Below are 26,319 nucleotides of genomic sequence, written 5' to 3'. Positions count from 1 at the left end.
TGGGCAGTCAGGGCGCGCCCATGGCACGCCGCATCATCGCCGCCTGACACGAGACGACCCTGTGGGCCCGCAGACCCGCCACGCTGATGCCGTTCGCGGGCAGCGGTGCCAAGACGGCCGCGTCACCCGCCGAACTGGCCACCGTCAGCGACCTGGTGTGCCTGTGCGTCGTCGATGACGCCGATGTCGAGCAGGTGGTCACCGGACCGGACGGGGTTCTCGCCGGACTGCGCCGGGGCGGCGTGATCGCCGTCCATTCCACGGTGCACCCCGACACCTGCCGTCGCCTGGAGGCGTCGGCCCGCACGTGCGGTGTCTTTCTCATGGACGCGCCGGTCAGCGGTGGCGGCCGGGCGGCCGACCAGGGCTCCCTGGTCGTCATGGCGGGCGGGGACTCCCAGGACTTCGCCTACTGCCGTCCGGTGTTCGCCACCTACGGCGACCCCGTCGTCCACCTCGGCCCGACCGGCTCTGGCCAGTTGGCGAAGATCCTCAACAACCTGCTGTTCACGGCCCACCTGGGGCTCGCCGCGGACATGCTCGGGCTGGGGGTCACCCTCGGTCTCGACCGAGCCGCGCTGAGCCGGGTGCTGCCACGCGGCAGCGCGGCCAGCTTCGCGCTGGAGCGGGTCGCCGATGCCGGCGGCGGCCTGGACCGCATCGCTTCCCACGCGGGGAGCCTGCTCGCCAAGGACGTGCGCCTCTTCGCCGAGATCGCGGACATGGCCGGCGTGCGCGAGGGGGCGGTACTCCGGGGGGCGGCCCTGGCCGCTCTCGCCGCGATGGGACGGTGAGGGGGAGGAGGCGAACGCACTCTCGCCCCCGGGCCGCGCCAGTGCGTACTGTGTGCGAGCACCTCTCCACCGCAGGAAGGGGCAGGACATGGTGTCTGACCGGCGTGAGCAGATTCTGGAGGCCGCGCTGGAGGTCATGGCCGCCCACGGCTTCAAGGGCACCTCGATCGACGCGGTGGCCGATCGGGCCGGCCTCACCCGGCAGGGCGTCCTGCACTACTTCCCCAGCAAGAAGCGGTTACTGCTGGAGATCCTCAGTTTCCGTGAGGAGCTCGCCCGGGAGAACCTGGCGGGACGGCGGGTCGGCGAGGACTGGGCCGGTGACTTCGCCGAGACCGTCGCCTTCGAACAGAGCCGTCCGTCGCTCGCCACCGTGTACAGCGTGGTGCTGGCCGAGGCGGTCACAGGCCAGGAACCCGCGGCCGGCTTCGTCCGGAAGCGGTGCCGCTCCGTGCAGGACCACCTGGTCGCGAGCCTGATCGAACGGTACGGGGAGCGCGTGCCCAGCGGGCTGAGCGCGCCGACCGCCGCGGCCGCCGTGCTGGCGCTGATCGAAGGCGTCCACCAGCTCTGGCTCGTGGACCCGGAGGCGGAGCGCTATCCGCAGATCGTCCGGGAGGCCATGGCGGTGCTCCTCGGCACCGGCACGGCTGCCACGGAGGGTCAGTCCCCTGCGACGAAGGGGTAGATGCGGGTGAAGTCGGCGTCGGGTTCCGCGGCGGCGAACGCCTCCCACACCGAGCCCGTCACCGTCCCCATGGTCCGGGCGCTGCTCAGCCGCCGTACCTCTTCCAGGTACAGCCGCACGTCCTTGACCATCAGCGCGTTGCTGAACCCCGAGGCGTAGCGGCCGGTGAGCACCTCGCTGGGGAACTTGTCCGCACTGGCTCCGCTGCGTCCGCTGGAGGCGTTGAGCACCTCCAGCATGACGGCCGGGTCCAGCCCGGCGGCCCGCCCGAAGGCCACGGCCTCGCTGGTCGCCGCGAGCGTGGTCGCGGACAGGAAGTTGTTGGCCAGCTTCAGCGCCTGTGCCTGCCCGGGCCGGTTGCCGACCCTGCGCCGCCGGTCGCTCAGCCCTGCCAGGACCGGCTCCACCCGGGCGCAGTCCTCGTCCGTCCCTGCGTACATGACCATCAGGGTGCGCCGACGCGCTCCGGCCACCCCGCCCGACACGGGTGCGTCCACGTACGCCAGCCCCATCGCGGACAGCACGCGGGCCGCCGCCACCCCCACTGTGGACGTGTCCACGACGTGAGTGACCTTCCGGTCCCGGGCGGCACCGAGGTCCCGCACCACCTCCTGGCAGACCGCTCCGTCCGGCAGGCTGAGCACCACGGTCGCCGCTGCCCGCGCCACGTCCGCCGGGCCCGGCGCCCAACGGGCCCCCTGCGGGGTCCGAGCAGGACCGGCGGCGTCATACGCCACCACCTCGAACCCGGCCCGGACCAGGTTCGACGCCAGCACGCCGCCCATGGCGCCCAGCCCGACGCAGCCGACCACGGCCGGCCGGCCCGTCACTCCCCCTCCAGGGCGCCACAGTAGGCGGCGATCTGGAACAGCAGCTCGTCGACCTCGGAGTCGGTGACACCGGCGCGCGCCCACGCGCCCCACGCCACGGACACCGAGTGGTCGTGGAACTCGGTGGGTACGGGATCGCCCGGAGGCAAACGTGTGCCGTCGTCGCCCGGGATCTCCGCGCGAGCCGCGGCCGCGGCCCGCCGCCATTCGCCGTCGTACATCCGCGCTCTCCTTCTCCGACCCGGCGCTGGGCCGGGCCTGACCGTGATGAGCTGAGCCGTCTTCGGGCCCTCGCCAGGAACGCGAGGGAGGGTGGGCGTGGACGCGGCCGTCCAGGACCGTCGTCGTTGCGGCCGTCCGGGATGACACCACCGTATCGACCCGCCGGAATGGCATCAACATATGCGACAGTAGTCATTAGGCAGATTCGGAAATGCTATTCTCCAATATAGAGACTGTTGTTATCGTTGCCGGGTCACCCTGAGTGGAGGTTCCGACCATGGCGCACTTCCCCAAGCCCTCCGAGGGCAGTTGGACCGAGCACTTCAAGATCGACACCGGTCCCGTCTCCTACGCGGACTCGATCTCGCCGGAGTTCTACGAGCTGGAACGGGACGCCATCTTCCGCCGGACCTGGCTGAACGTCGGGCGCGTAGAGCAACTCCCGCGCAAGGGAAGCTACTTCACCAAGGAGCTGGACGCCGCCCGGGCGTCCGTCGTCGTGGTCCGCGGCACGGACGGCGAGGTGCGCGCCTTCCACAACGTCTGCCGCCACCGCGGCAACAAGCTCGTGTGGGACGACTACCCGCGCGAGGAGACCAAGGGCACCTGCAGGGCCTTCACCTGCAAGTACCACGCCTGGCGCTACGACCTGGAGGGCAAGCTCACCTTCGTCCAGCAGGAGTCGGAGTTCTTCGGAATCGACACGTCGAAGTACGGGCTGATGCAGGTACAGACGGAGGTGTGGGAGGGGTTCATCTTCGTCAACCTCGACCCGGAGAACACCACGCCCCTCAAGACCTACCTCGGCAAGTTCGCCCAGGGCATCGACGGCTACCCGTTCCACAAACTGACCCAGGTGCACAAGTACCGCGCCGAGATCGGCAGCAACTGGAAGCTGTTCATCGACGCGTTCGCCGAGTTCTACCACGCGCCGATCCTCCATGCCGGCCAGTACGAGTCCGGCGAGGCCGCCAAGATCAAGAAGTACGGCTACGAGGCGCTGTCGTACGACATAGACGGCCCGCACAGCATGGTCTCCTCGTGGGGCGGTATCGCGCCCCCCAAGGAGAAGGCCATGGTCAAGCCCATCGAACGAGTGCTGCGCAGCGGCCTGTTCGGGCCGTGGGACGCCCCCGACATCGGCATGACGACAGAGGAGCTGCCGCCGGCGATCAACCCGACGCGCAACGAGGTCTGGGGCATGGACTCGTTCGTGTTCTTCCCGAACTTCATGCTGCTGATCTGGCGGCCCAACTGGGTGCTGACGTACCACTACTGGCCGACGTCGTACAACACCCACATCTTCGAGGGGACCTGCTACTTCGTTCCGCCGGAGAACGGCTTCCAGCGGCTCCAGCAGGAACTCGCCGCCGTGACCTTCAAGGAGTACGGCCTCCAGGACGGCAACACTCTGGAAGCGACCCAGACGATGCTGGAGTCGCGGACGGTGGACCAGTTCCCGCTCTGCGACCAGGAGGTCCTGCTCCGCCATCTGCACAACACCACGCAGAGCTACGTGCGCGAGTACCAGCAGCGCAACGCCGCGGCGCCCACTTCCTGAGACGCCCTCCGCCCGAAGACGCCCGCCGAACAGACACGGAGACCTTAGACATGGGCAACGTCTTTCCCCCCGACTTCGCCGCGCTGGAGCCGTTCGCGGACTGGGCGGTCCGCGGTGAGCGGGCCCGCTACGCCAAACGCGTCACCAGCACCATGGAGGAGCTTCAGGCCTTCTACGACGTGGCGTATCCACTCCTCCAGCAGAACACCGAGTACCTGGAGAACCTCCGCCTCGACGGGATCAGCAAAGAGGACAAGCACCTGCTGTGGGCGTTCTGCGCACTGGTGACCGTCGCCTTCCCGGTGGAGGCGTGGGGCCAGCCGAGGGTCCCGGACAGCGGCCCGTCCAGCATCGACGCCGTCATCGAACCCGCCGTGTGATGGGCGCCCGGGAACGCGGGGCGGCCACCAGGGAAAAGGCGCCGCACCCGCCCGTGCTGCTGCGGGCGGCGCGACTGCTGGACGTCGACAAGGGCGAGATCGTGGAGCCGGGCCAGGTGCTGGTGGTGGGCGAGCACATCGCCGAGATCCAGCCCACCCGGCTGCCCGAGGGCACGATCGTCCGCGACCTCGGGGACGTCACCCTGCTGCCGGGCCTGATGGACATGGAAGTCAACCTCTTCCTCGGCGGTCCGGACCACCGCAGCCCGCTGATCCCGGTCCAGGAGGACCCGGCCGTACGGACCCTGCGGGCCGCCGCCAACGCCCGCCGCACCCTGAGCCGCGGCTACACCACCGTGCGCAACCTCGGCCTGTTCGTGCAGACCGGGGGAGTGCTGCTGGACGTCGCGCTGAAGAAGGCGATCGACCTGGGCTGGGTCGAGGGCCCGAGGGTGGTGCCCGCCGGGCACGCGATCGCCCCGACCGGCGGGCACCTGGATCCGACCATGTTCCAGGCATTCGCGCCGGGCGTGCTCCCGCTCACCGTGGAGGAGGGCATCGCCAACGGGGTGGCGGAGGTGCGCAAGGCGGTGCGCCACCAGATCAAGTACGGGGCACGGGTCATCAAGGTGTGCGCCTCCAACGGTGTCATGTCGCACACCGGCCCCGCCGGTGCGCAGCAATACTCCGACGAGGAACTGTGCGCCATCGTCGACGAGGCACACCGCGCGGGGCTGAAGGTCGCCGCGCACTGCATGGGCGACTCGGCGATCCGGGCCGCCCTGGAGGCCGGCATCGACTGCATCGAGCACGGCTTCCTGGCCAGTGACGCCACCCTCGACCTGATGATCGAGCGCGGCACCTTCCTGGTGGCCACCACCTCGCTCACCGAGGGCATGGACACCGCGCACGCGGACCCGGCGCTCCGGGCGAAGGCCGCCGACGTCTTCCCACGTGCCCGCGAGTCCACCGCCCGCGCGATCCGGCGCGGGGTCAAGGTCGCCCTCGGCACCGACGCCCCCGCCATTCCGCACGGCAAGGGCGTCATGGAACTCCTCGCCCTCGCCGACCGGGGCATGCGACCGGTCGACGCCCTGCGCGCCGCGACCACCGTCGCCGCCGAACTGATCGACGCCGACGACCGGGGCCGAATCGCCCCCGGACTCCTCGCCGACGTCATCGCCGTGCCCGGCGACCCGCTCACCGACCTGTCCGTCACCGGGAAGGTGTGCTTCGTCATGAAGGGTGGCCGGGTGTACCGCGACGACACAGCGGGCTCCTGACCCCGCCGAAACCACCGGGCCGGCTCCGCACGGGAAGCCGAGGAGGGGACCGCGCGGCACCGTCGAGGCCTCGCGCGCCCACAAAGGACCGTGATGTACGACTACGTCGCCGCGGGCGCCGTAGCGGGAGGTGGTGCGCCGACCCAACGGCTCTCGAGCCAATCAGGTCCGCGTGCTGCTCGTCGAGGCGGGCGGCGCCGACCGGCGCCCGTACCTGCGGATCACGCGCTGGACGGGCGGGCCCGAGTAGTACGCGGCGCTGGTGCAGCACCTGCGCGAGAACGACTACCCCAGCTGAGAGCGCGTCAGGCAGGTCCGGGAGGTGGCGAGGACATTTCGCCTGAGCGCTGGGAGCGTCACACCATGCCAAGCCACTAGCGTGCGTTCACATCCGTCAATGCAATGGAGGCGAATTCTGTGGCCCGAAGACTGAACCTGTTATCGACCGCGGTCCTCACATGTGGCGCCCTCTTGGGTGTCAGCACACCGGCCGGCGCGGCCGAACCCGCCCCGGAGGTCATCCCGATCGACCTGCTGCTGGCCGGCTCCTATACCGACGCGGCCCGCGAGGCGATCGCGATCTGGAACACAGCCGTCCCGACGATCAAGCTCGTCGAGCAGGACACTCCGGCGGCGCTGCGGGTCATGGAGTACAAGACGGCCAGGGGTGTCCAATCCCACGTCAACATCAAAGGCGCGGGACGCGGCTGGGTGTACCTGGAGGTCGGGGACGCCCAGTTGTACAAGCCTTCCCGCATCGTCGTCCACGAACTGGGTCACATTCTGTCGCTTCCCGACCTGGGCCCGGGCAGCCCCTGCTCCAAGGTGATGTCGGGCGCCTGGGGAGGCGCGGACTGCGTCAACGATCAGCCAGACGCGAGTGAGAAGACCGCTGTCAGGGACTTCTTCGCCGCCAACGACGTCGGTGACCGGGTCCCGTGGTGGGGGTCAGGACTCGCTGCACGGTAGGGGTGGTTGTCGCCGGGCCGCCAACCACGGCCCGGCTCTCCCTCGCCGGCGTCGGGGCTGGAGACCGTTCACCTCCCTGACGGTTCCGGTTCCACGGTCCTCGTCATACCGGACATGTGCTGCGTGCCGTCGGCGTGGCGGTACGACTGCACCGTCCGCACGTCGGTGTCTGGCTGCGCGAACCCGGCTGCCTGGTGGTGCGGTTCCGTCCCGACGCTCCGTCCGGCGCCCGCCGAAACCTGGCCACCCGGCCTCCCCGGTCCGTACCGCGCGCGGCTGCTTACCCTCCGGACCCGCCGGCCAGCCCGGCCTACGACGCGATGGCCTTCCTCAAGTCGCGCGCTGACCTGGAACGGCCCGACACCGTGGCCCTGCTGGTCCCTCGCCGCCCTCTCCGGCCCACCTCCGAGGGGTCGCCGGCCACCATCTCGCCCGCTCGGCGCTCGGCAGCGGCTATTGCGGCTTCCCTGCCGTCAGCGCGTGCTCGACGGGCCGCGAAGGCGTGGCGCGCCGCGGAGTTCATCCGCGACGCGGCACGACCGCCCCGTCCGGGCACCAGGCCCGCAGGAACTGCGCCGTCGCCTCCAGCTGCCGTAGGCCCTGTGCGGCGGAGTCCTCGTGGATCCGCATGTCCACCGCGACGCCGGAGTGTGCCGCCCGGGTCGCGAAGGACAGCGTGTCGTCGAGCAGCACCTCCGTGCCGGCCGCGTGCAGTTGCAGCGGCGGCAGACCGTGGAGATTGCCGTGCAGCGGACTGAGCAGCGGATGGTCGCGCGGGGTCGTCCCCGTGTACGTGGCCGCCCGGACCGGCAGCGCTTCCGCGTCCACGGTGCGGTCGGCGGCTGCGTTGAGCAGCAGGCTGGGCGAGTCCAGCGTGAAGTCCAGCACCGGTGAGGAGAGCACCGCGCAGGTCGGCAACGTCGCGCCCGCGTCGCGCAGCCGCAGCAGCAGGCCGGCGGCGAGGGCCCCGCCGAGCCGTTTGCCCGCCACCGTCGCCGGACCGGTGGCGTGGCAGTGCTCCCAAGCCGCCCACACGTCCTCCAAGGCTTGCGGGAAGCGAGGCCGGTAGCGGGCGCAGACAACCGCGTACCCGGTGAGCCGGGCCAGTTCCCGGGCGGTCGGCAGTGCGTCCTGCGGAGTGCCCGCGAGCCGCGGATCGCCATGCAGATACAGCACCGTCTGTGCCACGGCCCTGCCCTCGGGGCGGACCTCCGGCCCGAACGGCCCCTCGTCGACGCGTACTTCACTTACCACGGGACATCACCTTCTCCGCTGCTTCCCAGTGCTCCTCGGACACCCACAGCCGGGCGAATGCCTCGGCGGCCTCGCGTACAGGACGGGTCCGGGTGGTGAGGTTCTTGATCTCGCGGGCCTGCGGGGTGGCGAGGGAGTGGGCCACCTCCCGCCAGCGGTCGGCGAACTGCGTACGGGGCACGACCAGATCGACCAGCCCCAGCCGCGCGGCCTCGGTCGCCTCCAACATCCGTCCCGTGCCCGCCAGCAGCATGGCCTGACCCGGCCCCACCAGCCGCGCCAGCCGTTCGGCCCCGCCCCAGGCGGGGACGATGGCGAGCTTCGTCTGGGTGAAGCCGATCCGGACGTCGTCGGCGGCGATGCGGATGTCGGCCGCCACGGCCACCTCGGCGCCGCCGCCCAGCGTGTGCCCGTTGAGCGCGGCCACCACCGGACCGGGAAATCCGGCGATGCGGTCGCACAGTGCCCGCATCCTCAGCGCCATGTCCGAGGCCTCGCCCTCGGTGCGCAGCCGCGCCAGTTCCTTCAGGTCACCGCCGGAGACGAAGGCCCTCTCGCCCGCACCGGTCACCGCCAGCGCCGTCGCGCCCTCGGCCGCGTTCAGGGCCTTCTCCAGCTCGCCCATGGTGTGCGGGTCGATGGCGTTGCGGGCGTGCGGACGATCGATGGTGACGACCGCCAGGCCGTCTTCCAGCTCCAGCTCAACCATGTGCGGCCTTCCGGTCGTCGGGCGGATGCGGATGCTGCCGGGTCAGTCCTCGTACACGACGGTCACGTCGGGGGTCGTCGGCTCGGCCTGGCAGGTGAGCACATGGCCCTCGGCGACCTCGTCGGCGTCCAGGGCGTTGTTCACCCGCATCTTGGCCTCGCCGTCGGTCAGCCGGGCCATGCAGGTGGCGCAGTCCCCGGATTCGCAGGAGAACGGCGGCGTGAAGCCGGCCCGGCGGGCGCTCTGCAGCAGCGTCTCGCCGGGCCGTTGCGGCACGGTACGACGCTCACCGCGCAGGTCGACGGTGACGGTCCCGGCGACGGGCTCCGAAGGCCCGGCGAGCGCCTCCTCGGCCGCCTCCACGGGTGCCGTCGGGGTGAACCGCTCGACCAAGATCCGCTCGGGAGCGATCCGATGAGCGGTCAGGGTCTGCTCGACCAGGGCCATGAACGGCTCCGGCCCGCAGACGTAGAAGTCCGCCCCCTCGTCGGCCAGGGCCCGTATCTCCGCGGGAGCGACCAGCCCGTCCCGGTCGTCGAAATGATGGCGCAGGTCCAGCCGGCCGGGGTGGCGCGCCGCGAGGGCGTCCAGCGCCTTGCGGAAGATGGCCGCACCGGCGCTCTGATGTGCGGTCAGCAGTCCGACGTCACGGCGTGTCGTCGCCAGCGCGCTCTTGATCAGTGAGAACACCGGAGTGATGCCGCTGCCGCCGGTGTAGGCGACGAGAGGCCGGTCGCCGACGTCCCCGCGCAGGCAGAACGAACCGCCGGGCAGGGTGGCCTCCAGCGTGTCACCGGGCTTCAGCCGTTCATGCATCCAGCCGGAGACCAGCCCGCCCGGCACGCGCTTGACCGTGACACACACCTCCCCGTCCGTGTCGGGCGAGGACGACATCGAGTAGCTCCGCAGCGTCCCGCATACCTTGAAGGTCAGGAACTGCCCGGCCCGGTAGGGGAAGTGCGCGTCGAGGGCGAAGGTGCGGGTGTCCGGTGTCTCGTCGACGACCCGGGTGATCCGCACCGGATGGAAGCCATGGTCCCGTGCCATGTATGGAACTTACCTTCTCGCTGTGGGAGAGTGCAATTCTCCAAACGAGGGAGGAGTATCTGTCATGACGGCGATTCCCCCCGGCGCCCTGCGGTCAGTCCCGCCCGGACTCGCGGCGCGCTACGAGTCCGAGGGCTGGTGGACCCGGGAGACCCTGGGCGACCTGCTGGCGGCCGGGCTGGGCAGGTCCGGGGACGCGGAGTTCCGCGTGCACTCCGAGGCGCGACCCTGGAGGGGCACGTTCGCCGAAGTGGAGCGTACGGCGCGGCGGCTGGCCGCAGGTCTGCGGGCGCGTGGCGTGGGCCCGGGCGACGTGGTGGTCATGCAGCTCCCCAACTGGATGGAGGCGGCGGCCGTGTTCTGGGCCTCGGCCTTCCTCGGAGCCGTCGTCGTCCCGGTGGTCCACTTCTACGGGCCCAAGGAGGTCCGCTACATCGTCGAGGCCACCCGCCCCAAGGCCTTCTTCGCCGCCGAGCGCTTCGGGCGGACGGAGTTCCGACCGGACCTGTGTGCCGAGGTGCCGGTCGTCGGCGTCGTCGGGCGGGACTTCGACGAGCTGCTCGCCGACGAGCCGCTGGCCGGTGTCCTGCCGGTGGACCCGGACACCCCCGCCCTCGTCGCCTTCACCTCCGGCACCACCCGGGACCCCAAGGGCGTCATCCACAGCCACCGCACCCTCGGCTATGAAACCCGGCAGCTGGCCGCGAGCTATCCCCCGGACCGGGGACGGCAGTTCACAGTGGCGCCGGTCGGCCACTTCATCGGCATGATCAACGCGTTCCTCATCCCGGTCCTCGACGGCACCCCGGTCAACCTTGGCGACTCCTGGGACCCGGCCCGGGCGCTCGCCCTCATGCGGGACGAGGGGCTCACCGTCGGCGGCGGTGCGACGTACTACATGACCAGTCTGCTCGACCACCCCGACTGCACCGAGGAGCACGTCGCGCGGCTGAAGTACGCCGGACTGGGGGGCGCCTCCATCGCGTCCGCCGTGACGACCCGGCTGGAGTCCCTCGGCATCACTGTCTTCCGGGCCTACGGCTCCACCGAGCACCCTTCGGTGACCTGCACCCCGTACGACGGCCCCGCCGCCAAACGCCTGCACACCGACGGCCTCCCGTTGCCCGGTGCGGAGGTCCGGCTCGCCGAGGACGGTGAGATCCTCACTCGCGGCCCCGACCTCTGCCTCGGTTACACCGACCCGGAGCTCACCGCCGCCGCCTTCGACGCCGACGGCTGGTACCGCACCGGCGACATCGGCGTGCTCGACGCCGACGGCTGGCTGACCGTCACCGCCCGCAAGGCCGACGTCATCATCCGGGGCGGGGAGAACATCAGCGCCCTGGAGGTCGAGGAGGTCCTGCTCGGGCTGGACGGTGTGGCCGAGGCTGTCGTGGTGGCCGTGCCCGACCCGCGCCTGGGGGAGCGGGCCGCCGCCGTCCTGCGCATGTTGCCCGGTTGGTCGGCCCCGGGCCTGGCCGAGGTGCGCCTGCACTTCGGCCGGGCGGGGCTGGCCCGTCAGAAGTGGCCCGAGGCGGTCCACGAGGTCGAGGACTTCCCGCGCACCCCGAGCGGCAAGGTGAAGAAGTTCGTCCTTCGCGAGGACATTGCCACTCCCTCGATGCGAGAATACGATTCTCGCAAACGGTGAAGGAGGATCTCATGCCCTCTCGTGAACTCGCGTATCCGCTGTTCGACGCGGACAACCACCTCTACGAGACGCAGGAAGCGCTCACCAAGTACCTCCCCGAGGAATACCGGGGCGCCATCCAGTACGTGAACGTCGGCGGTCGCACCAAGATCGCGATACGCGGGCAGATCAGCGAGTACATCCCGAACCCCACCTTCGAAGTCGTCGCCCGACCAGGCGCGATGGAGGAGTACTTCCGGGTCGGCAACCCCGACGGCAAGACCCGCCGGGAGATCTTCGGCGAGCCCATGCGCTCCATCCCGGCCTTCCGCGAACCGGCCCCGCGCCTCCAGCTGATGGACGAGCTCGGCATCCAGCGCAGCCTGATGTTCCCGACGCTGGCGAGCCTCATCGAGGAGCGGATGAAGGACGACCCGGAGCTGATCCACGTCGTCGTCCACGCCCTCAACCAGTGGCTGCACGACACCTGGGGCTTCACCTACAAGGACCGCATCTTCACCGTCCCCGTCATCACCCTCCCGATCGTCGACAAGGCGATCGAGGAGCTGAACTGGGTCGTGGAGCGCGGCGCCCGCGCCATCCTCATCCGCCCCGCGCCGGTCCCCGGCTTCGGCGGCACCCGGTCCTTCGCGCTGCCCGAGTTCGACCCGTTCTGGAAGCGGGTGGTGGAGACCGGCGTGCTCGTCGCCCTCCACTCCTCCGACAGCGGCTACGCGAACTACGCCAACGACTGGGAGGGCCGGCGGCGCGAGTTCCTGCCCTTCAAGCCCAACGCCTTCCGGCAGGTCAACGAGTGGCGGCCGATCGAGGACGCCGTCTCCTCGCTGATCTGCCACGGCGCGCTGTCCCGCTTCCCCGAGCTGAAGGTCGCCGTCATCGAGAACGGCGCCTCGTGGGTGGAGCCCCTGCTGAGCAGGCTCGCCGACGTCCACAAGAAGATGCCCCACGAGTTCCGGGAGAACCCGGTGGACGTCTTCAAGCGGCACATCCACATCAGCCCGTTCTGGGAGGAGGACATGGCGGAACTCGGCAACCTCATCGGCATCGAGCGGGTCCTGTTCGGCTCCGACTACCCCCACCCCGAGGGCCTCGCCGACCCCGTCACCTACGTCGACCACCTCCCGAAGCTGTCCGAGGAGGACAAGGCCAAGGTCATGGGCGGCAATCTGGCCCGGCTGATCGACGCATGACCACCGCCCGCACCATTCCCGAACTGGTGCTGAGCTCGGCCGACCGGTTCGGCGACACCGAGGCCGTCGTGGACGGCGAGGTGCGCCTCACCTTCCGCGACCTGGCCGACCGGGTCCGCCGCACCGCCGGGGCGTTCGCCTCGGCGGGCGTCGGCCCGGGCGACCGGGTGGCGCTGTGGGCGCCCAACTCCGCCGAGTGGATCGTCGCCGCGTTCGGCCTGCTCACGGCAGGCGGGGTGCTGGTGCCGGTGAACACCCGCTTCCTCGACGAGGAGGCCCACGACATCGTGGTACGCAGCGGCGCCAAGGTGCTGCTCGTCCAGAACGGCTTCCTGGAACGGGAGTTCACCGGTCCACCCGGCGTTCGCGTCATCGACCTGAAGACCTCCGGCTTCCTCGCCTCCGGTGACCCGATGGAACCCAGGAGCAGCGAGGACGACCTGGCGGACATCGTCTTCACCTCCGGTACGACAGGACGCCCCAAGGGCGTGATGACCACACACGGCCAGACGCTGCGCCTGTACACCGAGTGGTGCGACCTGGCCCGGCTCCGGCAGGGCGACCGGTACCTGATCGTCAACCCCTTCTTCCACATCTTCGGCTACAAGGCAGGCCTGGTCGCGTCGATGATCCGGGGCGCCACCGTCCTCCCCGTCGCCGTCTTCGACGTGGACCGGGTGCTGGACCTGGTGGAGAAGGAACGGGTGACCGTCCTGCCCGGACCGCCGACCCTGTACCACTCCCTCCTGGAGGCCGGCGCGGACCGTGACCTGTCCTCCCTGCGGGTCGCGGTGACCGGTGCGGCGGACATCCCGGGGGAGCTGGTCCGGCGCATCACCACCGACCTGCCGTTCACGCACCTCATGACCGGCTACGGCCTCACCGAGGCCGGCACCGTCACCGCGTCCCGGCCCGGCGACCCCTACGAGGCCGTCGCCACGACCGTGGGCAAACCGTGCGAGGGCTTCGAGGTGCGCGTCGCCGAGGACCAGGAGGTGCTCGTGCGCGGCTACTCCGTCATGCGCGGCTACCTCGACGACCCCGAGGCCACCGCCGAGGCCGTGGACGCCGATGGCTGGCTGCACACCGGCGACCTCGGCGCACTGGACGCCGAGGGCCGGCTGCGGATCGTCGGCCGCAAGAAGGACATGTTCGTCGTCGGCGGCTTCAACGCCTACCCCGCCGAGATCGAGGGCTTTCTGCTGAGGCACCCGGCGGTCGCCCAGGCCGCCGTCATCGGCGTGCCCGACGAGCGGCTCGGCCAGGTCGGCAAGGCCTTCGTCGTCCCGCGCACCGAATTCGCCGGGATCACGGAGGCCGAGCTGATCGCCTGGGCGCGCGAGCGGATGGCCGGCTTCAAGGTGCCCCGCCACGTCGAGTTCCGCACGCAGCTGCCGCTGAACGCCACCGGAAAGGTGATGAAGGACCAACTGACATGACCCAGGACTTCCGCACTCCCTCCGGCATCCCACTCAACCCGGTGTACGGCCCCGCGGACCTCCGCGCCGACCCCCCCGACCCGGGCACGTTCCCCTTCACACGCGGCAACTACCCCACCGGCTACCGGGGCCGCACCTGGACCCTGCGCCAGTACTCCGGCTTCGGCACCGCCGAGGAGTCCAACCGCCGCTACCGCTACCTCCTCGACCAGGGCGGCACGGGCCTGTCAGTGGCGCTCGACCTGCCCACCCAGTGCGGCTACGACTCCGACGACCCGGAGTACGTCGACGAGGTCGGCCGGGTCGGGGTCGCGCTGGACACCCTCGCCGACGCTGAGATCCTCTTCGACACCCTTCCGCTGGACCGGATCAGCACCAGCTTCACCATCAACGGTACGGCGGCGATCCTGCTCGCCTTCTACGTCGCCGCGGCCGAGAAGCGCGGTATCCCCCGTGCGAAGCTCACCGGCACCATCCAGAACGACATCCTCAAGGAATACGCCTCGCGCGGTACCTGGATCTGGCCCCCGGAACCCTCGCTGAGGCTCATAGCGGACACGATCGAGTTCTGCGCCGCGCAGGTGCCCCGCTTCAACGCGATCTCCGTCGCGGGGGCGCACTTCCGCGACGCGGGCGCCAACGCCGTACAGGAGATGGCGTTCACCCTCGCCGACGGGGTCACGTACTGCGAGACCGTCCTGGAACGCGGCCGGATGACCATCGACCAGTTCGCCCCGCAGGTCTCCTTCTTCTTCTACACGCACGGCGACTTCTTCGAGGAGGTCGCCAAGTACCGTGCGGGGCGCAGGCGCTGGGCGACCATCGTGCGCGAGCGGTTCGGCGCGACCACCGACAAGGCGTGCATGTTCCGCTTCGGCGTCGTGGCCGGCGGCGCCTCCCTCTACGCACCGCAGGCCCGCAACAACACCGTGCGCGTCGCTTACGAGGCGCTCGCCTCGGTGCTGGGTGGGGTGCAGTCGATGTTCACCGCGGCCTGGGACGAGCCGTTCGCCCTGCCGAGTGAGGAGTCCGCGACGCTCGCCCTGCGCACCCAGCAGGTGCTCGCGCACGAGACGGGCGTGACGAAGGTCGCCGACCCGCTGGGGGGTTCGTACTTCGTGGAGGCCCTCACCGACGCCACCGAGGAGCGGATCGTCGAGATCATGGCGGACCTGGAGGCGCACGGCGGCATGGTGCGCTGTATCGAGGACGGCTACCTGCAGGGGCTCATCGCCGACGAGGCGTGGCGGCTGCACCAGGAGACAGCCTCCGGCGAGCGGCCCGTCGTGGGCGTCAACCGGTTCACCGTGGACGAGCCCCCGCCCGACCTCGCCACCTACGAACTTGACGCCGAGGGCCGCGAACGCCAGCTCAAACGGCTCGCGCGCATCAAGTCCGAGCGCAGCGCCGCCGAGGCACGCGCCCGTCTCGACGATCTGCGGCGCGCCGCCGAAGGAGACACGAACCTGATGGATCCGCTCGTCGCGTGCGCGGGCGCCTACTGCACGGTCGGCGAGATGGCCGACGCTCTGCGCGCGGTGTGGGGCGAGTTCCGGCAGCCGGTGGTGTTCTGATGACCACACCTGTGCGCGTTCTCGTCGCCAAGCCCGGGCTCGACGGCCACGACCGGGGCGCGAAGCTGGTCGCCCGCGGGCTGCGCGACGCCGGCTTCGAGGTGGTGTTCACCGGCATCCGGCACCGCGTGGACGACATCGCCGCCACCGCCGTGCAGGAGGACGTCGCCCTGGTCGGCCTGTCCATCCTTTCCGGCGCCCATCTCGCCCTCACCCGCCGCACGGTCCAGGCGCTGCGCGCCGCAGGCGGCGACGACATCCCCGTCGTGGTCGGCGGCACCATCCCGGCCTCGGACGTGGCGCGGCTGCGGGAGGCCGGAGCCGCCGGGGTGTACCCCACGGGCACCCCGCTCGACGCGATCGTCGCGGACATCCGCGTCCTGACAGCCCCGGAGGACTAGACCATGCGAGTCGGAGTGATGAGCGGCCCCGAACGGGGCGACGCCGCGCACAAGGCGGCCCGCATGGTCGACGACGCCCGCTGGGCCGAGGAGGCCGGCTTCGACACCGTGTGGGTGCCACAGGTGCCGACCGACTTCGACGCCCTGACCGCCATCGCCCTCATGGGTCAGGCCACCGAGCGCGTCGAACTGGGCACGGCCGTCGTCCCCGTCCACGCCCAGCACCCCATCGCACTGGCCCGTCAGGCCGTGTCCGCGCAGGCTGCGGCGGGCGGACGGCTCACGCTCGGCGTCGGTGCCTCCCACCACTGGATCGTCCGCGACATGCTGGGCCTGCCGTACGAGAAGCCCGCGGCGTACACCCGCGCCTACCTGGAGGTAGTCAACTCGGCGCTGTCCGGGGGTGGTTCGGTGGACGTCGAGAACGACGTCTTCCGCATCCACAACCCGCTCACCATCGCCCCGGTCGCCCCCCTGCCGGTTCTGATGGCAGCGCTGGGCCCGGTGATGCTGCGCATCGCGGGGGAGTACACCGACGGCACGGTCCTGTGGATGGCGGACGAGCGGTCGGTCGCCGAGCACGTCGCCCCGACGATCACCAAGGCTGCCGAGACCGCGGGCCGTCCGGCACCCCGCATCGTCGCGGGAATCCCGGTGTGTCTGTGCGCACCGCACGAGGTCGACGCCGCGCGCGAGCGCGCCAACCGCATCCTCGGCGAGGCCGAGGTGTCCCCCAACTACCAGCGCCTGCTGGAGTACGGCGACGCCCGCGACGTCGGCGACCTGTGCGCGGCGGGTGACGAGGCGGCCATCAGGGCCCGCTTCAGGCGGTTCGCGGACGCGGGGGTGACGGATCTGTCGGTGCGGCTGCTGCCCCTGGGGAACGGGCGGGACGAACTGGTCGCCTCGAAACTGCGCACCCGTGACGCGGTGGCCGCGATCGCGGCGGACCTGCGGTGAACGGCCCGCTGGCCGGCCTGCGCGTGCTGGAGGTCGGCCACATCCTGGCCGGCCCGTACGCCACCATGCTGCTCGCCGACCTGGGCGCCCGGGTCACCAAGGTCGAACCGCCCGGCGGCGACCTGTCCCGGCAGGTCTCCGACGCCTACTTCGCCAGCCTCAACCGGAACAAGCGCTCGGTCCGCGTGGACCTGAGCGCCCGCGCCGGCCAGGACCGCCTGCACGAGCTGGTGCGCGACGCCGACGCCCTGCTGGTCAACCTCAAGCCGTCCGCCATCGAGCGCTTCGGCCTGACCTACGAGGCCCTGAAGCCCTACAACGAGCGCCTGGTGTGCGTGGCCCTTACCGGCTGGGGCATGGACGCGGGCGACATGCCCGCCTTCGACTACGTCGTCCAGGCGGCCACCGGCATCGCGGCCATGACGGGCGACCCGGACGGCCCGCCCGCGCTGCCCGGCTACTCCTCGGTCGACAACTCGGCCGGAATGGCGGCCGCGCTGGGCCTGCTGGCCCAGATCGTCTCCGGACGCGGCGGCCAGATCGAGGTGTCGCTGCGCGACGTGATGCTCTCGCAGCTGAACTACCACGCCGCGGCCTGGCTCAACGACGGCAAGGCTCCGCGCCGCCTGGGAGGCGCCCACGCCCACTACGTCCCCGCCCAGCTCTTCCCCACCGCCGAGGGACACCTGGCCCTCTTCATCACCCACGACGGCTTCTGGCGCTCCTTCGCCGCGGAGGCCGGCATCGAGGGCTACTTGACGATGGCCGAGCGCGCGGCCCGCCGCGACGAGGTGGTCGCCGCGGTGACCAAGGCGCTCGCCGCCGACTCGGCGGTGGCCTGGGAACGTCGGCTGCGCCCGCTGGGCGTCCCCGCCGCAGCCGTACGCACGCTGCCCCAGGCACTTGTCGAGTTTCCCGACGCGGTCGTGCGGGCCGGCGAACACCGCCTGGTCGCAAGCCCGTTCCGGATCGCCGGGCACCAGCCGTCGTACGGCCCGCCGCCTCGCCTCGGGGAGCACGACGACACGGCTTAGTGGTCGGCCCGGGAAGTCCTTCGGGGGTTGACTCCGGAGCCGGTGCTGGGGACTTCGCTGTCAGCTGGTGATGAAGTCGGCCATCATCGCCATGTCTTCGTGTTCGAGGTTGTGGCAGTGCAGCAGGAACCGGCCGGCGTACTCGGTGAATTTGACGATTACTTCGGCGGATTGAGCGGGGTAGAGGTCGAGGGTGTCTTTCCAGCCCTGGTCGTAGGGGCCGGGCGCGCTGCCGTTCCGGGCAAGGACTTGGAAGTGGTCGAGGTGGACGTGGATGGGGTGGTGCAGGTCGGTGACGAAGCGCCAGATTTCGGTCTGACCGAGTCGAGGGTGGGCCAGTGGGTGGGCCGGGTCGTAGCGGCGGGAGTTTATGGTCCAGGCCTGGGAACCGGGCCGGTTCTGGAACAGGAAGTCCCGTGTAACTGCGGCGGTGCGCCGGTCCGGCGTGGGAACGGCGGCCAGAGAGGCGGGAATCATCGCGTCGTCGCTGGTTCCCGTGGCCGAGCCGGAGACGTCGAATCGCATGATGTGCGTGGTGGCACCCGAGCCGAGGGTGTTGCGCAGGTGGACGCGCGTGCCGGGCGGGAAGCGGGCGAAGTCGATGACGACGTCGAACCGTTCGGCTGGGGCCAGCTCGATCGCGTCGTGGACGATCGGGGCTGAGAGCAGGCCCCCGTCGCTGCCGATCTGGACGAGTCCGGCTCTGCCCGGCGGAGGCGGGTCCAGGACGAGCCGGTAGCGACGAGCGTTGGAGGCGTTGAGCAACCGTAGCCGGTACTTGCGCCGCTCGACGCTCATCACCGGCCACGGCGCGCCGTTGACCAGGATGACGTCGCCGAGGACGCCGTTCATGTAGGCGGTCTGGACGCCGGGTGCCGAGGTCAACGCGGGGTCGGCGGCGGGATAGTGGAGTCGGCCGGCGGCGTCGAAGGACCGGTACGCGATCATGATCGGCACGTCGCGATCCCCTTTGGGCAGTGGCAGCGCGTCCTCCTCGGCGTCATGGACGAGATGGAAGCCGGCCAGGCCATACCAGATACTGGCGCCGGTGAACCCCATCCGGTGGTCGTGGTACCAGAGCGTGGCTGCGCGCTGGTTCATCGGGTAGGTGTAGTCGCGGCTGCCGGAGGTAGCGGCGCCCGTGAGGACGGGCATGTCCGGCATGGACGGCATCGGCGTGCCGGAACCGGGCGGCAGCGGTGAGCCGGTGGGCAGGATCAGGTCGGTGGGGTAGCCGTCGCTCTCATGCGGCGTGTGCCCGCCGTGCAGGTGGACGACAACAGGGTGTGGCAGGCGGTTGACGTGGCGCACCACCGTGCGGCGTCCCGAGCGCGAGATGATCGTCGGGCCGGGGAAGGTCCCCTGGTAGGTCCAGGCGGGTGTGCGGACTCCGTCGAAGACGGCGATGTCGCCGATCCGCTGGGTGATCTCGTAATAGTCGGTGGTGGCGTCACTGCGGATCGGTGCCATCACCGGCGGGATCGGCAGTGGCATCTGATAGGGGGTCGGCAGTGGACGGCCGCTGCGAAGCAACGTGCCCGGCTCGCCCTGGCGCAGCCAGGGCGGCAATACCAGAACGCCGGCCGTCACGGCGGCTGCCCCTCCGGCGCCCAGCGCCGCCAGGCCAAGAAGGCGTCTCCACGGTACGCCGCTGGCTGGCGGACGACGCGCTCAAGCCCTGGCAGTACCGGTCCTGGATCTTCATCCGCGACCCGGACTTCCGGCCCAAGGCCGCCCGCATCATGGACCTGTACGCCCGCACCTTCGACGGCGTTCCGCTGGGCGCGGACGAGTACGTCATCTCCAGCGACGAGAAGACCTCGATCCAGGCCCGCTGCCACCCCACCCTGGCACCAGGCCAGGCCCGGGCCATGCGCGTCAACCACGAGTACCGGCGCGGCGGCGCGCTGGCCTACCTGGCCGCCTACGACGTCCACCACGCCTGCGTCATCGGGCACTGCACGCCCACCACCGGCATCGTGCCCTTCATGAACCTGGTCAGCCAGGTCATGACCAGCGAACCCTATGCCAGCGCGAAACGCGTCTTCTGGATCGTCGACAACGGTTCCTCCCACCGAGGGAAGGCCGCCATCGACCGCCTGGCCAAGGCATTTCCCAACGCCGTCATGGTCCACACCCCGGTCCACGCCTCCTGGACCAAACCAGATCGAGATCTTCTTCTCCGTCGTCCAACGCAAAGTCGTGGCACCCAACGACTTCACGGACCTCGACCAGATCCGAGACCGGCTCCGCGCATTCGAAGACCGCTACAACGCCACAGCCCAGCCGTTCCAGTGGAGGTTCACCACATCCGACCTGGACGATCTGCTGGCCCGGCTCGACCGACACACACTCGATCGCCAGGAAAAATCCTCCGCCGCACCAACAGCGTGATCAACCCCCGAAGGACTTCGGGCTCAGACCACTTAGAAGCCGCCCGGGCTCAGGGGGGCCGCTACGGCATCCCGCCGTCCACCCGCAGCGTCGCCCCACTGGTGTACGACGAGGCGTCCGACATCAGGTACAGAGCGGCGCCCACCACTTCGTCGGGGGCGCCGACACGCTGCAGCGCGTGCGGGCGCACCCCCTCGGCGAGCTGCTCGGGGTTCTCCTGCCAGCCCCGGGTGGCCCACGTGGCGAACGGGCCGCACATCAGCGTGTTGACCCGCACCGTCGGCCCGAGCGCCTGTGCCAGACCCACGGTCACCGCGTTCAGCCCGGCCTTGGCGGCCGCGTACGGCACGATCGCCGGGCGCGGCCGGATCGAACCGGTGGAGCTGACGTTGACGATCGCACCGCCGCCGGCCTCGGCCATGCGCTTCCCGGCCAGCACGGACAGGCGGAAGGGACCCTTGAGGTTGAGGCCCAGCACCGAGTCGAACATCTTCTCCGTGACCTCGCCCAGATCGTCGTACACGGGGGACATGCCCGCGTTGTTGACCAGCGCGTCGATCCTGCCGAATCGCTCGTGGACCGCGTCGACCAGCCCGGGCAGTTCGTCCCAGCGGCCCATGTGTACGGCGTACGGCAGTGCCGCACGCCCTGTCTCCTTCTGGATCTCCGCACTCACCGCGGCGCAGGCGTCGTATGTCCGGCTGGCGACGACGACGTCGGCTCCGCAGCGTGCCGCCGCGAACGCCATGGCCCGTCCGAGCCCCCGGCTGCCGCCGGTGACGAGGACCACCCGGCCGGTGAGATCGAACAACGCGTCTGCGTACCCCATCCCATTCCCGTCCTGTTGAAGTGTCCGAAGCCGCCTGTTCCCTGGCGCACTCCGGTGCGAGATTATTATTCTCGTTATCGTAGAACAGCATTCCCGCATTGTGGTGATGGGCGTTCGCGGAAAGTTCAGGCGCTCGCCTGCCCGGGGAGCCCAGGAGAGCGGAGGCGGACATCGTGCGAGGTCTGAAGGACAAGGTCGTCCTGGTGGCGGGTGCGGCCACCGGGCTGGGTGCCGCCTCGGCGTGCAGGCTGGCGCGGGAAGGAGCCAGGGTCGTCGTCGGCGATCTGAACGCGGACGGGGCCGAGGAGACCGCCGACGCCATCCGCGCCGGGGGCGGCGAGGCGGTCGCGGTGGAGTTCGACATCTCCGACGACACCTCGGTCGGGCATCTGGTCGCGGCCACGCTGCGAACCTACGGCGGTCTGGACGCCGTGCACGTCAACGCCGGGGACATGGGCGCGGTCCAGAAGGACACCGACGTGGTCGACATGGACCTCGCGATCTGGGACCGCACCCTCGCCGTCAACCTGCGCGGTCACATGCTGGTCTCCCGGCACACCGTGCCCGCGCTCCTCGCCCGCGGCGGTGGGGCGATCGTCTACACCTCCTCCATCGCCTCGTTCACGGGTGATGCCAAGCGGCCGGCGTACGCCGCGACCAAGGCGGGCATCAACGCGCTCACCCGTCATGTGGCCTCGCGCTGGGGCAAGGACGGCATCCGGGCCAACGCGGTCGCGCCGGGACTCGTCCTGACCGCCGACATCGAACGGGGCGCGCCCCCGGAGATGCTGCGGAGCATGCTCGCCCGGACCCGGAGCACGCGTCACGGCCGGGCCGAGGACATCGCCGGCATGGTGTCCTACCTGCTCTCCGACGAAGGCGAGTGGATCAACGGGCAGGTCGTGAACGTCGACGGCGGGACCGTCCTGCGCTGACGTGGCCGGAACGCGGCCCGGATCCCCCACTTCGAGGACGGTGAACGCCGATGACAGCCGAGACCGAGCCTTCCGCGCCGGCTCGACCGGCTGCGTCCGGCGGCCGGACCGGGGAGCCGGGAGAAGCCGCCGGTGGCGAGGCCCTGGCTCTGCTGGACGCCGGGCTCGCGCTCATGGTGGCGGCCCGCGGGCGGCGCCCGCGCGTGGCCGACATCGTGGCCGCGGCCGGCCTGTCCAACGACGCCTTCTACCGTTTCTTCGCGAGCAAGGACGCCCTGGTCGAGGCCATCGTCGAGCGCGGTGCGCACACCGTCGTCGGTTACGTGCGGCACCGGATGGCGCGAGCGGCCGAGGACGGACCGGAGGCCCGGTTGCGTGCAGGGATCGGGGCAGTGCTGCGGCAGGCCTCGGACGAGGATCTGGCCCGGCAGACTCGGGCCGTTCTGGCCAACGCCACCGGCCACACGCCCCGCGCCGCGCACGCCACCGTCGCCCTCGTGGACGCCCTTGCCGCGCTGTTCGCGCAGCCCGCGGCCGAGTTGGGAGCGGGCGACCCGATGCGTGCCGCCCGTACCACGGCGGGCGGGGTCGTCGCGGCCCTGCAGTACTGGTTGTTCACGGAAGAGGCGCCCGGGCGCGCCGAGACCGAGCATCTGGTCGGCTTCCTCCTCGCAGGCGTGCGAGCCCCCGACTCCCGCCGCCGATAGGCGCGATGGTTGTAAGCGAGAATGGCATTCTGCTAGATTCAGAATCGTATTCTGACGGAGGGTGGGTGCGTCATGTGGGACTTCAGTACCGATGCCGCGTTCCAGGAGAAGCTGGACTGGGCCGCGGCGTTCGTCCGTGAGGAGATCGAGCCGCTCGACGTGCTGTTCCCGGGCAACGCCGAGCCGTACGACCGGGGCAGCGAGGTCTTCCGCGAAGTCGTCCGGCCGCTTCAGCGGCGGGTGCGGGACCAGGGGCTGTGGGCCGCCCACCTGCCGCCGTCGCTGGGCGGCATGGGTATGGGTCAGGTCAACCTCGGCCTGCTGAACGAGATCCTGGGCCGTTCGGGCTGGGCCCCGATGGTGTTCGGCACCCAGGCCCCCGACTCGGGCAACGCGGAGATCCTCGCCCACTACGCCACCGAGGAGCAGCGAAAGGAGTACCTGGAGCCGCTGCTCGACGGACGGATCGTCTCGACCTTCGCGATGACCGAGCCTACGGGCGGCGCCGACCCGGGCGGCTTCACCTGCCGTGCGGTCCGGGACGGCGACCAGTGGGTGATCGACGGCGAAAAGTGGTTCGCCTCCAACTACCCCCACGCCGCCTTCGTCATCGCCATGGTCATCACCGACCCGGACGTGCCCGTGCACAAAGGCGCGTCCATGATCCTGGTCCCGGCCGGCACCCCGGGCATGGAGATGGTGCGCGGCACGGGCCTGGCCGGTGAGCCGCTCGGCCAGGGTGTCCACGCCTACCTGCGGTTCACCGGCTGCCGCGTACCGGCCGAGAACCTGCTCGGCGAGCCCGGCTCCGGCTTCCTGATCGCGCAGACCCGGCTCGGCGGTGGCCGTTTGCACCACGCCATGCGGTCGGTCGGCCAGTGCCGGCGCGCCCTGGAGATGATGACAGAGCGGATCGCCTCCCGTCGCACCCGGGGCGGCCCGCTCGCCGACCAGCAGTCCGTGCGCCACCAACTGGCCGACACCTGGATCCAGATCGAGCAGTTCCGCCTCCAGGTCCTGCACGCCGCCTGGCACATGGACCGGGCGAACGACACGGGCGACCCGGCGGACGCGCGCCGCGCCCGGCTCCACGTCTCCGGGGTGAAGGTCGCCACGCCCAAGGTGCTCGTCGACGTCGCCTACCGCGCCCTGCACTTGCACGGCGCCCTCGGCGTGTCCAACGAGCTGCCGCTGGCCAGGATGTGGCAGGCCGGTCCCACCCTCGGAGTCGCTGACGGCCCCACCGAGGCACACCAGGACGTCGTCGCCCGGCTGTTGCTGAAGGAAGCGGTCCCGGCGGACGACCCGCTGTTCGGCTCGGAACATCTGCCCACCCGGCTGGCCGCGGCCCGCGCGAAGTACGCGGACTGCCTGAACGAGACGACGGTGACCCGGTGACCTCGCAGAAGGAAAGCACCGCCGACGACACCACGCCCGACCTCGACCGTCTCAACGCCTGGCCCGGTCTCGCCGACCTTCCCGGTGACGGCCCCGTCACCGCCCTCGACACCCTCACCGGCGGCGCCCAGAACCTCCTGTTCACCCTCCGCCGGGCCGACGGCACCGAACTCGTCCTGCGCCGCCCCGGCCGCCACCTCCGGTCCGGCGCGTCCGACGCCTTCCGGCGCGAGAGCCGCGTCCTGACGGCTCTCGCCGACACCGACGTACCCCATCCGCGCCTGTACGCGAGCGTGCAGGAGGACGCGGTGCTGGGCGCACCCTTCTCCGTCCTGGAGAAGATCGACGGCTTCATGCCCCGGGGACAGCTGCCCGGCCGGTACGCGCAGGACGCCGGGTGGCGGCGCTCGGTCGCCTTCGCCCTCGTCGACGGCGCCGCGCGCCTGGCCGCCGTGGATCCGTCCGCGCACGGCCTGGCCGACCTCGGCAGGACGGAGGGCTGGCTGGAGCGGCAGACCCCCAAGTACCTGAAGATGCTGCACGGCTACCGCACGGAGCCCGCCTACCGCGAGACCGAGAACCCGCAGGTGGACCTCGTCGCCGACTGGCTCGCCGCGCACACCCCGAAGCAGGGTGCGACCGGGATCGTCCACGGCGACCTGCAGTTCGCCAACGTCATGTTCGCCCACGACGCCCCGCGCCTCGCCGCCATCGTCGACTGGGAGATGGCCTCCCTCGGCGACCCCCTCCTCGACCTGGCCTGGGTCCTCACCGCCTGGCGCGAGAAGGACGACCCGCCCGGCAGCGACCCTCAGTTCCAGCCCTGGGACGGAATGCCCGGCCGTGCCGAACTCGTCGCGCACTACGCCGAGTCGACCGGCCGGGACGTCTCCGCCTTCCGCTGGTACCAGGTCCTGGCCTGTTTCCGCCTGGCCGCCCTCCTGGAGGGCAGCTACGCCCGCGCCCTCGCCGGGAAGATGAACCGCAAGCTGGGCGACGGGCTGCACGCCTACGCGGGATGGCTGTGGGCCAAGGCCCGCCAGGAGATGGAGGGTGCCTGAGTCCTGAAAGGTCTCAGGTGCCCTTCGCCGGCGGTGCTACGTCCGGCCGCTGATCGTCGTGGTGGGCGTGCCGGTCGCCCGGAAGGCCATCTGCGGGAGATCGATCCGGCCGGGGGCGGCCCGTACGGCCTCGCCTCGCCGGCCTGCACCCCGGTGGTGATACCGACCAGGGCCACCAGGACGATGCCCCCTGGCCCTGGTACGCAGAGACTCCTTCAGGGAGGCTATCTCGGTGGGAACCTCAACGCGCCGTCCAGGCGCACCACTTCACCGTTGAGGTAGTCGTTCTCGCACAGGTGGTGGACCAGTGCGGCGTACTCCTCCGGACGTCCCATGCGCCGCGGATGCGGCACCTGGGGGCCCCAGTACGCCTCCAGACGGTCGGCTGCCTTCCCGTACGCGGGAGTGAGGACCGTGCCCGGGGCGACGGAGACCACACGGACGCCAAGAGGCGACAGATCCCGGGCGGCGACCAGCGTCATGGCACTCACCCCGCCTTTCGCGGCGGCGTACGGCAGTTGGCCGATCTGGCCCTCGTACGCGGCGATGGACGACGTCGTGACGATCACGCCGCGCCCGCCGTCCGCGTCGTGGGGGGTGGTGCGTGCGAGTGCCGCCGCGGCCATGCGCATGACGTTGAAGACGCCGGTCAGATAAACGTCGACGGTGGCGCGGAAGCCGGCGAGATCCAGGGGCGAGCCGTCCTTGCCGACGAGCCGGCCGCCGCTCGCCGGACCGCCGTGACAGTCGACGGCGATCCTGAACTCGCCCGCCTGCTCGGCTGCCGCCACCGCGGTCGCCACCGAGTCCTCGTCCGTGGCGTCGGTGCGGACATATCGCACGCCGAGCTCCTCGGCCAGGGCCTTGCCCTTGTCGTCGGCGAGGTCGGCGATCACCACCCGGGCGCCCGCCGCGTGCAGTCGCCGAACCGTGGCCTCACCGAGGCCGCCCGTGCCTCCGACCACCAGGGCCGCCGAATCCTCGATCCGCACGTCATTCCCCTCTCTTG

26 protein-coding genes are annotated in these 26,319 nt (G+C 70.9%); 18 read left to right on the top strand and 8 right to left on the bottom strand.

Going from position 1 to position 26,319, the window contains the following annotated elements; translation table 11 throughout:
• The first annotated feature begins 59 nt into the window (after positions 1–59).
• Entirely contained in the window at positions 60–794 is a 735-nt protein-coding gene (locus IG99_RS29225; protein WP_267882570.1) for an NAD(P)-dependent oxidoreductase, read from the top strand.
• A gap of 88 nt (positions 795–882) precedes the next feature.
• Positions 883–1,482, top strand: a complete 600-nt coding sequence (locus IG99_RS29220; RefSeq protein ID WP_051866022.1) for a TetR/AcrR family transcriptional regulator — start codon at positions 883–885, stop codon at positions 1,480–1,482.
• Here the strand turns inward: IG99_RS29220 and IG99_RS29215 are convergent.
• On the bottom strand, positions 1,458–2,312 hold the full coding sequence (locus tag IG99_RS29215) for an NAD(P)-dependent oxidoreductase (RefSeq protein ID WP_037678991.1): 855 nt from the start codon (positions 2,310–2,312) through the stop codon (positions 1,458–1,460). The two genes, IG99_RS29220 and IG99_RS29215, sit on opposite strands and share 25 nt — an antisense overlap.
• The gene (locus IG99_RS47910) at positions 2,309–2,533 is read right to left on the bottom strand and encodes a hypothetical protein (protein WP_037678989.1); all 225 of its coding nucleotides are present in this window, start codon (positions 2,531–2,533) and stop codon (positions 2,309–2,311) included. The genes IG99_RS29215 and IG99_RS47910 overlap by 4 nt, the downstream gene beginning before the upstream one ends.
• 278 nt (positions 2,534–2,811) lie before the next feature.
• Here IG99_RS47910 and IG99_RS29205 point away from each other — a divergent pair, with 278 nt between their 5' ends.
• From IG99_RS29205 to IG99_RS29190, 4 genes are all read left to right on the top strand, one after another.
• Positions 2,812–4,095, top strand: coding sequence for an aromatic ring-hydroxylating oxygenase subunit alpha (locus IG99_RS29205; RefSeq protein ID WP_037678986.1), 1,284 nt, complete (start codon positions 2,812–2,814; stop codon positions 4,093–4,095).
• 50 nt (positions 4,096–4,145) lie between these two features.
• Positions 4,146–4,475, top strand: coding sequence for a hypothetical protein (locus tag IG99_RS29200; protein ID WP_037678984.1), 330 nt, complete (start codon positions 4,146–4,148; stop codon positions 4,473–4,475).
• Positions 4,475–5,758: a metal-dependent hydrolase family protein gene (locus IG99_RS29195; RefSeq protein ID WP_051866021.1), complete on the top strand. Its 1,284-nt coding sequence runs from the start codon at positions 4,475–4,477 to the stop codon at positions 5,756–5,758. Before IG99_RS29200 ends, IG99_RS29195 begins: the two co-directional genes overlap by 1 nt.
• A gap of 471 nt (positions 5,759–6,229) precedes the next feature.
• A complete protein-coding gene (locus IG99_RS29190; protein ID WP_234311996.1) occupies positions 6,230–6,727 on the top strand; it encodes a snapalysin family zinc-dependent metalloprotease in 498 nt (165 codons plus the stop codon).
• Between the two features lie 519 nt (positions 6,728–7,246).
• On the opposite strand, the gene IG99_RS29185 is transcribed toward IG99_RS29190, so the two are convergent.
• Genes IG99_RS29185 through IG99_RS29175 form a run of 3 tightly spaced genes read right to left on the bottom strand, consistent with a single transcriptional unit; the run spans position 7,247 to position 9,737 of the window.
• On the bottom strand, positions 7,247–7,981 hold the full coding sequence (locus IG99_RS29185) for an alpha/beta hydrolase fold domain-containing protein (RefSeq protein ID WP_051866032.1): 735 nt from the start codon (positions 7,979–7,981) through the stop codon (positions 7,247–7,249).
• On the bottom strand, positions 7,971–8,690 hold the full coding sequence (locus IG99_RS29180; protein WP_037678980.1) for an enoyl-CoA hydratase/isomerase family protein: 720 nt from the start codon (positions 8,688–8,690) through the stop codon (positions 7,971–7,973). The genes IG99_RS29185 and IG99_RS29180 overlap by 11 nt, the downstream gene beginning before the upstream one ends.
• Before the next feature lie 42 nt (positions 8,691–8,732).
• Positions 8,733–9,737 (bottom strand): ferredoxin--NADP reductase, encoded by a 1,005-nt coding sequence (locus IG99_RS29175; protein ID WP_037678977.1) that lies wholly within the window; start codon positions 9,735–9,737, stop codon positions 8,733–8,735.
• Positions 9,738–9,801: 64 nt separating this feature from the next.
• On the opposite strand from IG99_RS29175, the gene IG99_RS29170 reads away from it, so the two are divergent.
• From IG99_RS29170 to IG99_RS29140, 7 genes are read left to right on the top strand one after another with little or no spacing between them, the layout of a single operon-like run.
• The gene (locus IG99_RS29170; protein ID WP_199815619.1) at positions 9,802–11,388 is read left to right on the top strand and encodes an AMP-binding protein; all 1,587 of its coding nucleotides are present in this window, start codon (positions 9,802–9,804) and stop codon (positions 11,386–11,388) included.
• Between the two features lie 11 nt (positions 11,389–11,399).
• On the top strand, positions 11,400–12,578 hold the full coding sequence (locus tag IG99_RS29165; RefSeq protein WP_037678975.1) for an amidohydrolase family protein: 1,179 nt from the start codon (positions 11,400–11,402) through the stop codon (positions 12,576–12,578).
• Positions 12,575–14,017 carry a FadD3 family acyl-CoA ligase gene (locus IG99_RS29160; protein WP_037678973.1) on the top strand — a complete coding sequence of 481 codons (1,443 nt, stop codon included), beginning with the start codon at positions 12,575–12,577 and terminating at the stop codon, positions 14,015–14,017. Before IG99_RS29165 ends, IG99_RS29160 begins: the two co-directional genes overlap by 4 nt.
• The gene (locus IG99_RS29155) at positions 14,014–15,591 is read left to right on the top strand and encodes a methylmalonyl-CoA mutase family protein (protein WP_037678970.1); all 1,578 of its coding nucleotides are present in this window, start codon (positions 14,014–14,016) and stop codon (positions 15,589–15,591) included. The genes IG99_RS29160 and IG99_RS29155 overlap by 4 nt, the downstream gene beginning before the upstream one ends.
• Positions 15,591–15,992: a cobalamin B12-binding domain-containing protein gene (locus IG99_RS29150; protein ID WP_037678968.1), complete on the top strand. Its 402-nt coding sequence runs from the start codon at positions 15,591–15,593 to the stop codon at positions 15,990–15,992. The genes IG99_RS29155 and IG99_RS29150 overlap by 1 nt, the downstream gene beginning before the upstream one ends.
• 3 nt (positions 15,993–15,995) lie before the next feature.
• Positions 15,996–16,952 carry a TIGR03564 family F420-dependent LLM class oxidoreductase gene (locus tag IG99_RS29145; RefSeq protein WP_037678966.1) on the top strand — a complete coding sequence of 319 codons (957 nt, stop codon included), beginning with the start codon at positions 15,996–15,998 and terminating at the stop codon, positions 16,950–16,952.
• Positions 16,949–17,986 (top strand): CaiB/BaiF CoA transferase family protein, encoded by a 1,038-nt coding sequence (locus IG99_RS29140; RefSeq protein WP_037678965.1) that lies wholly within the window; start codon positions 16,949–16,951, stop codon positions 17,984–17,986. The genes IG99_RS29145 and IG99_RS29140 overlap by 4 nt, the downstream gene beginning before the upstream one ends.
• Positions 17,987–18,046: 60 nt before the next feature.
• Here the strand turns inward: IG99_RS29140 and IG99_RS29135 are convergent, their stop codons facing one another.
• Entirely contained in the window at positions 18,047–19,576 is a 1,530-nt protein-coding gene (locus IG99_RS29135; RefSeq protein ID WP_234311995.1) for a multicopper oxidase family protein, read from the bottom strand.
• A 612-nt stretch (positions 19,577–20,188) separates the two neighbouring features.
• Between IG99_RS29135 and IG99_RS49695 the strand changes: the two genes are divergently transcribed.
• Positions 20,189–20,380, top strand: a complete 192-nt coding sequence (locus IG99_RS49695) for a hypothetical protein (protein WP_199815618.1) — start codon at positions 20,189–20,191, stop codon at positions 20,378–20,380.
• 61 nt (positions 20,381–20,441) lie between these two features.
• On the opposite strand, the gene IG99_RS29125 is transcribed toward IG99_RS49695, so the two are convergent.
• Positions 20,442–21,209 carry an SDR family NAD(P)-dependent oxidoreductase gene (locus IG99_RS29125; RefSeq protein ID WP_037678962.1) on the bottom strand — a complete coding sequence of 256 codons (768 nt, stop codon included), beginning with the start codon at positions 21,207–21,209 and terminating at the stop codon, positions 20,442–20,444.
• A 173-nt stretch (positions 21,210–21,382) separates the two neighbouring features.
• Here IG99_RS29125 and IG99_RS29120 point away from each other — a divergent pair, with 173 nt between their 5' ends.
• The 4 genes from IG99_RS29120 to IG99_RS29105 all read left to right on the top strand — a co-directional run bounded on the left by IG99_RS29120 (position 21,383) and on the right by IG99_RS29105 (position 25,310).
• The gene (locus tag IG99_RS29120) at positions 21,383–22,144 is read left to right on the top strand and encodes an SDR family NAD(P)-dependent oxidoreductase (protein ID WP_037678961.1); all 762 of its coding nucleotides are present in this window, start codon (positions 21,383–21,385) and stop codon (positions 22,142–22,144) included.
• 50 nt (positions 22,145–22,194) lie between these two features.
• The gene (locus IG99_RS29115) at positions 22,195–22,851 is read left to right on the top strand and encodes a TetR family transcriptional regulator (protein ID WP_037678960.1); all 657 of its coding nucleotides are present in this window, start codon (positions 22,195–22,197) and stop codon (positions 22,849–22,851) included.
• A 72-nt stretch (positions 22,852–22,923) separates the two neighbouring features.
• The gene (locus IG99_RS29110; RefSeq protein ID WP_037678959.1) at positions 22,924–24,249 is read left to right on the top strand and encodes an acyl-CoA dehydrogenase family protein; all 1,326 of its coding nucleotides are present in this window, start codon (positions 22,924–22,926) and stop codon (positions 24,247–24,249) included.
• Positions 24,246–25,310, top strand: a complete 1,065-nt coding sequence (locus tag IG99_RS29105) for a phosphotransferase family protein (RefSeq protein WP_037678957.1) — start codon at positions 24,246–24,248, stop codon at positions 25,308–25,310. Before IG99_RS29110 ends, IG99_RS29105 begins: the two co-directional genes overlap by 4 nt.
• A gap of 224 nt (positions 25,311–25,534) precedes the next feature.
• Here the strand turns inward: IG99_RS29105 and IG99_RS29100 are convergent, their stop codons facing one another.
• Positions 25,535–26,302 carry an SDR family oxidoreductase gene (locus tag IG99_RS29100; protein WP_037678954.1) on the bottom strand — a complete coding sequence of 256 codons (768 nt, stop codon included), beginning with the start codon at positions 26,300–26,302 and terminating at the stop codon, positions 25,535–25,537.
• Positions 26,303–26,319 lie beyond the last annotated feature (17 nt).

This window comes from Streptomyces griseus subsp. griseus (genome assembly GCF_000720255.1).
Classification (GTDB): domain Bacteria; phylum Actinomycetota; class Actinomycetes; order Streptomycetales; family Streptomycetaceae; genus Streptomyces; species Streptomyces griseus_I.
This window is presented reverse-complemented; position numbering and strand designations above follow the sequence as displayed.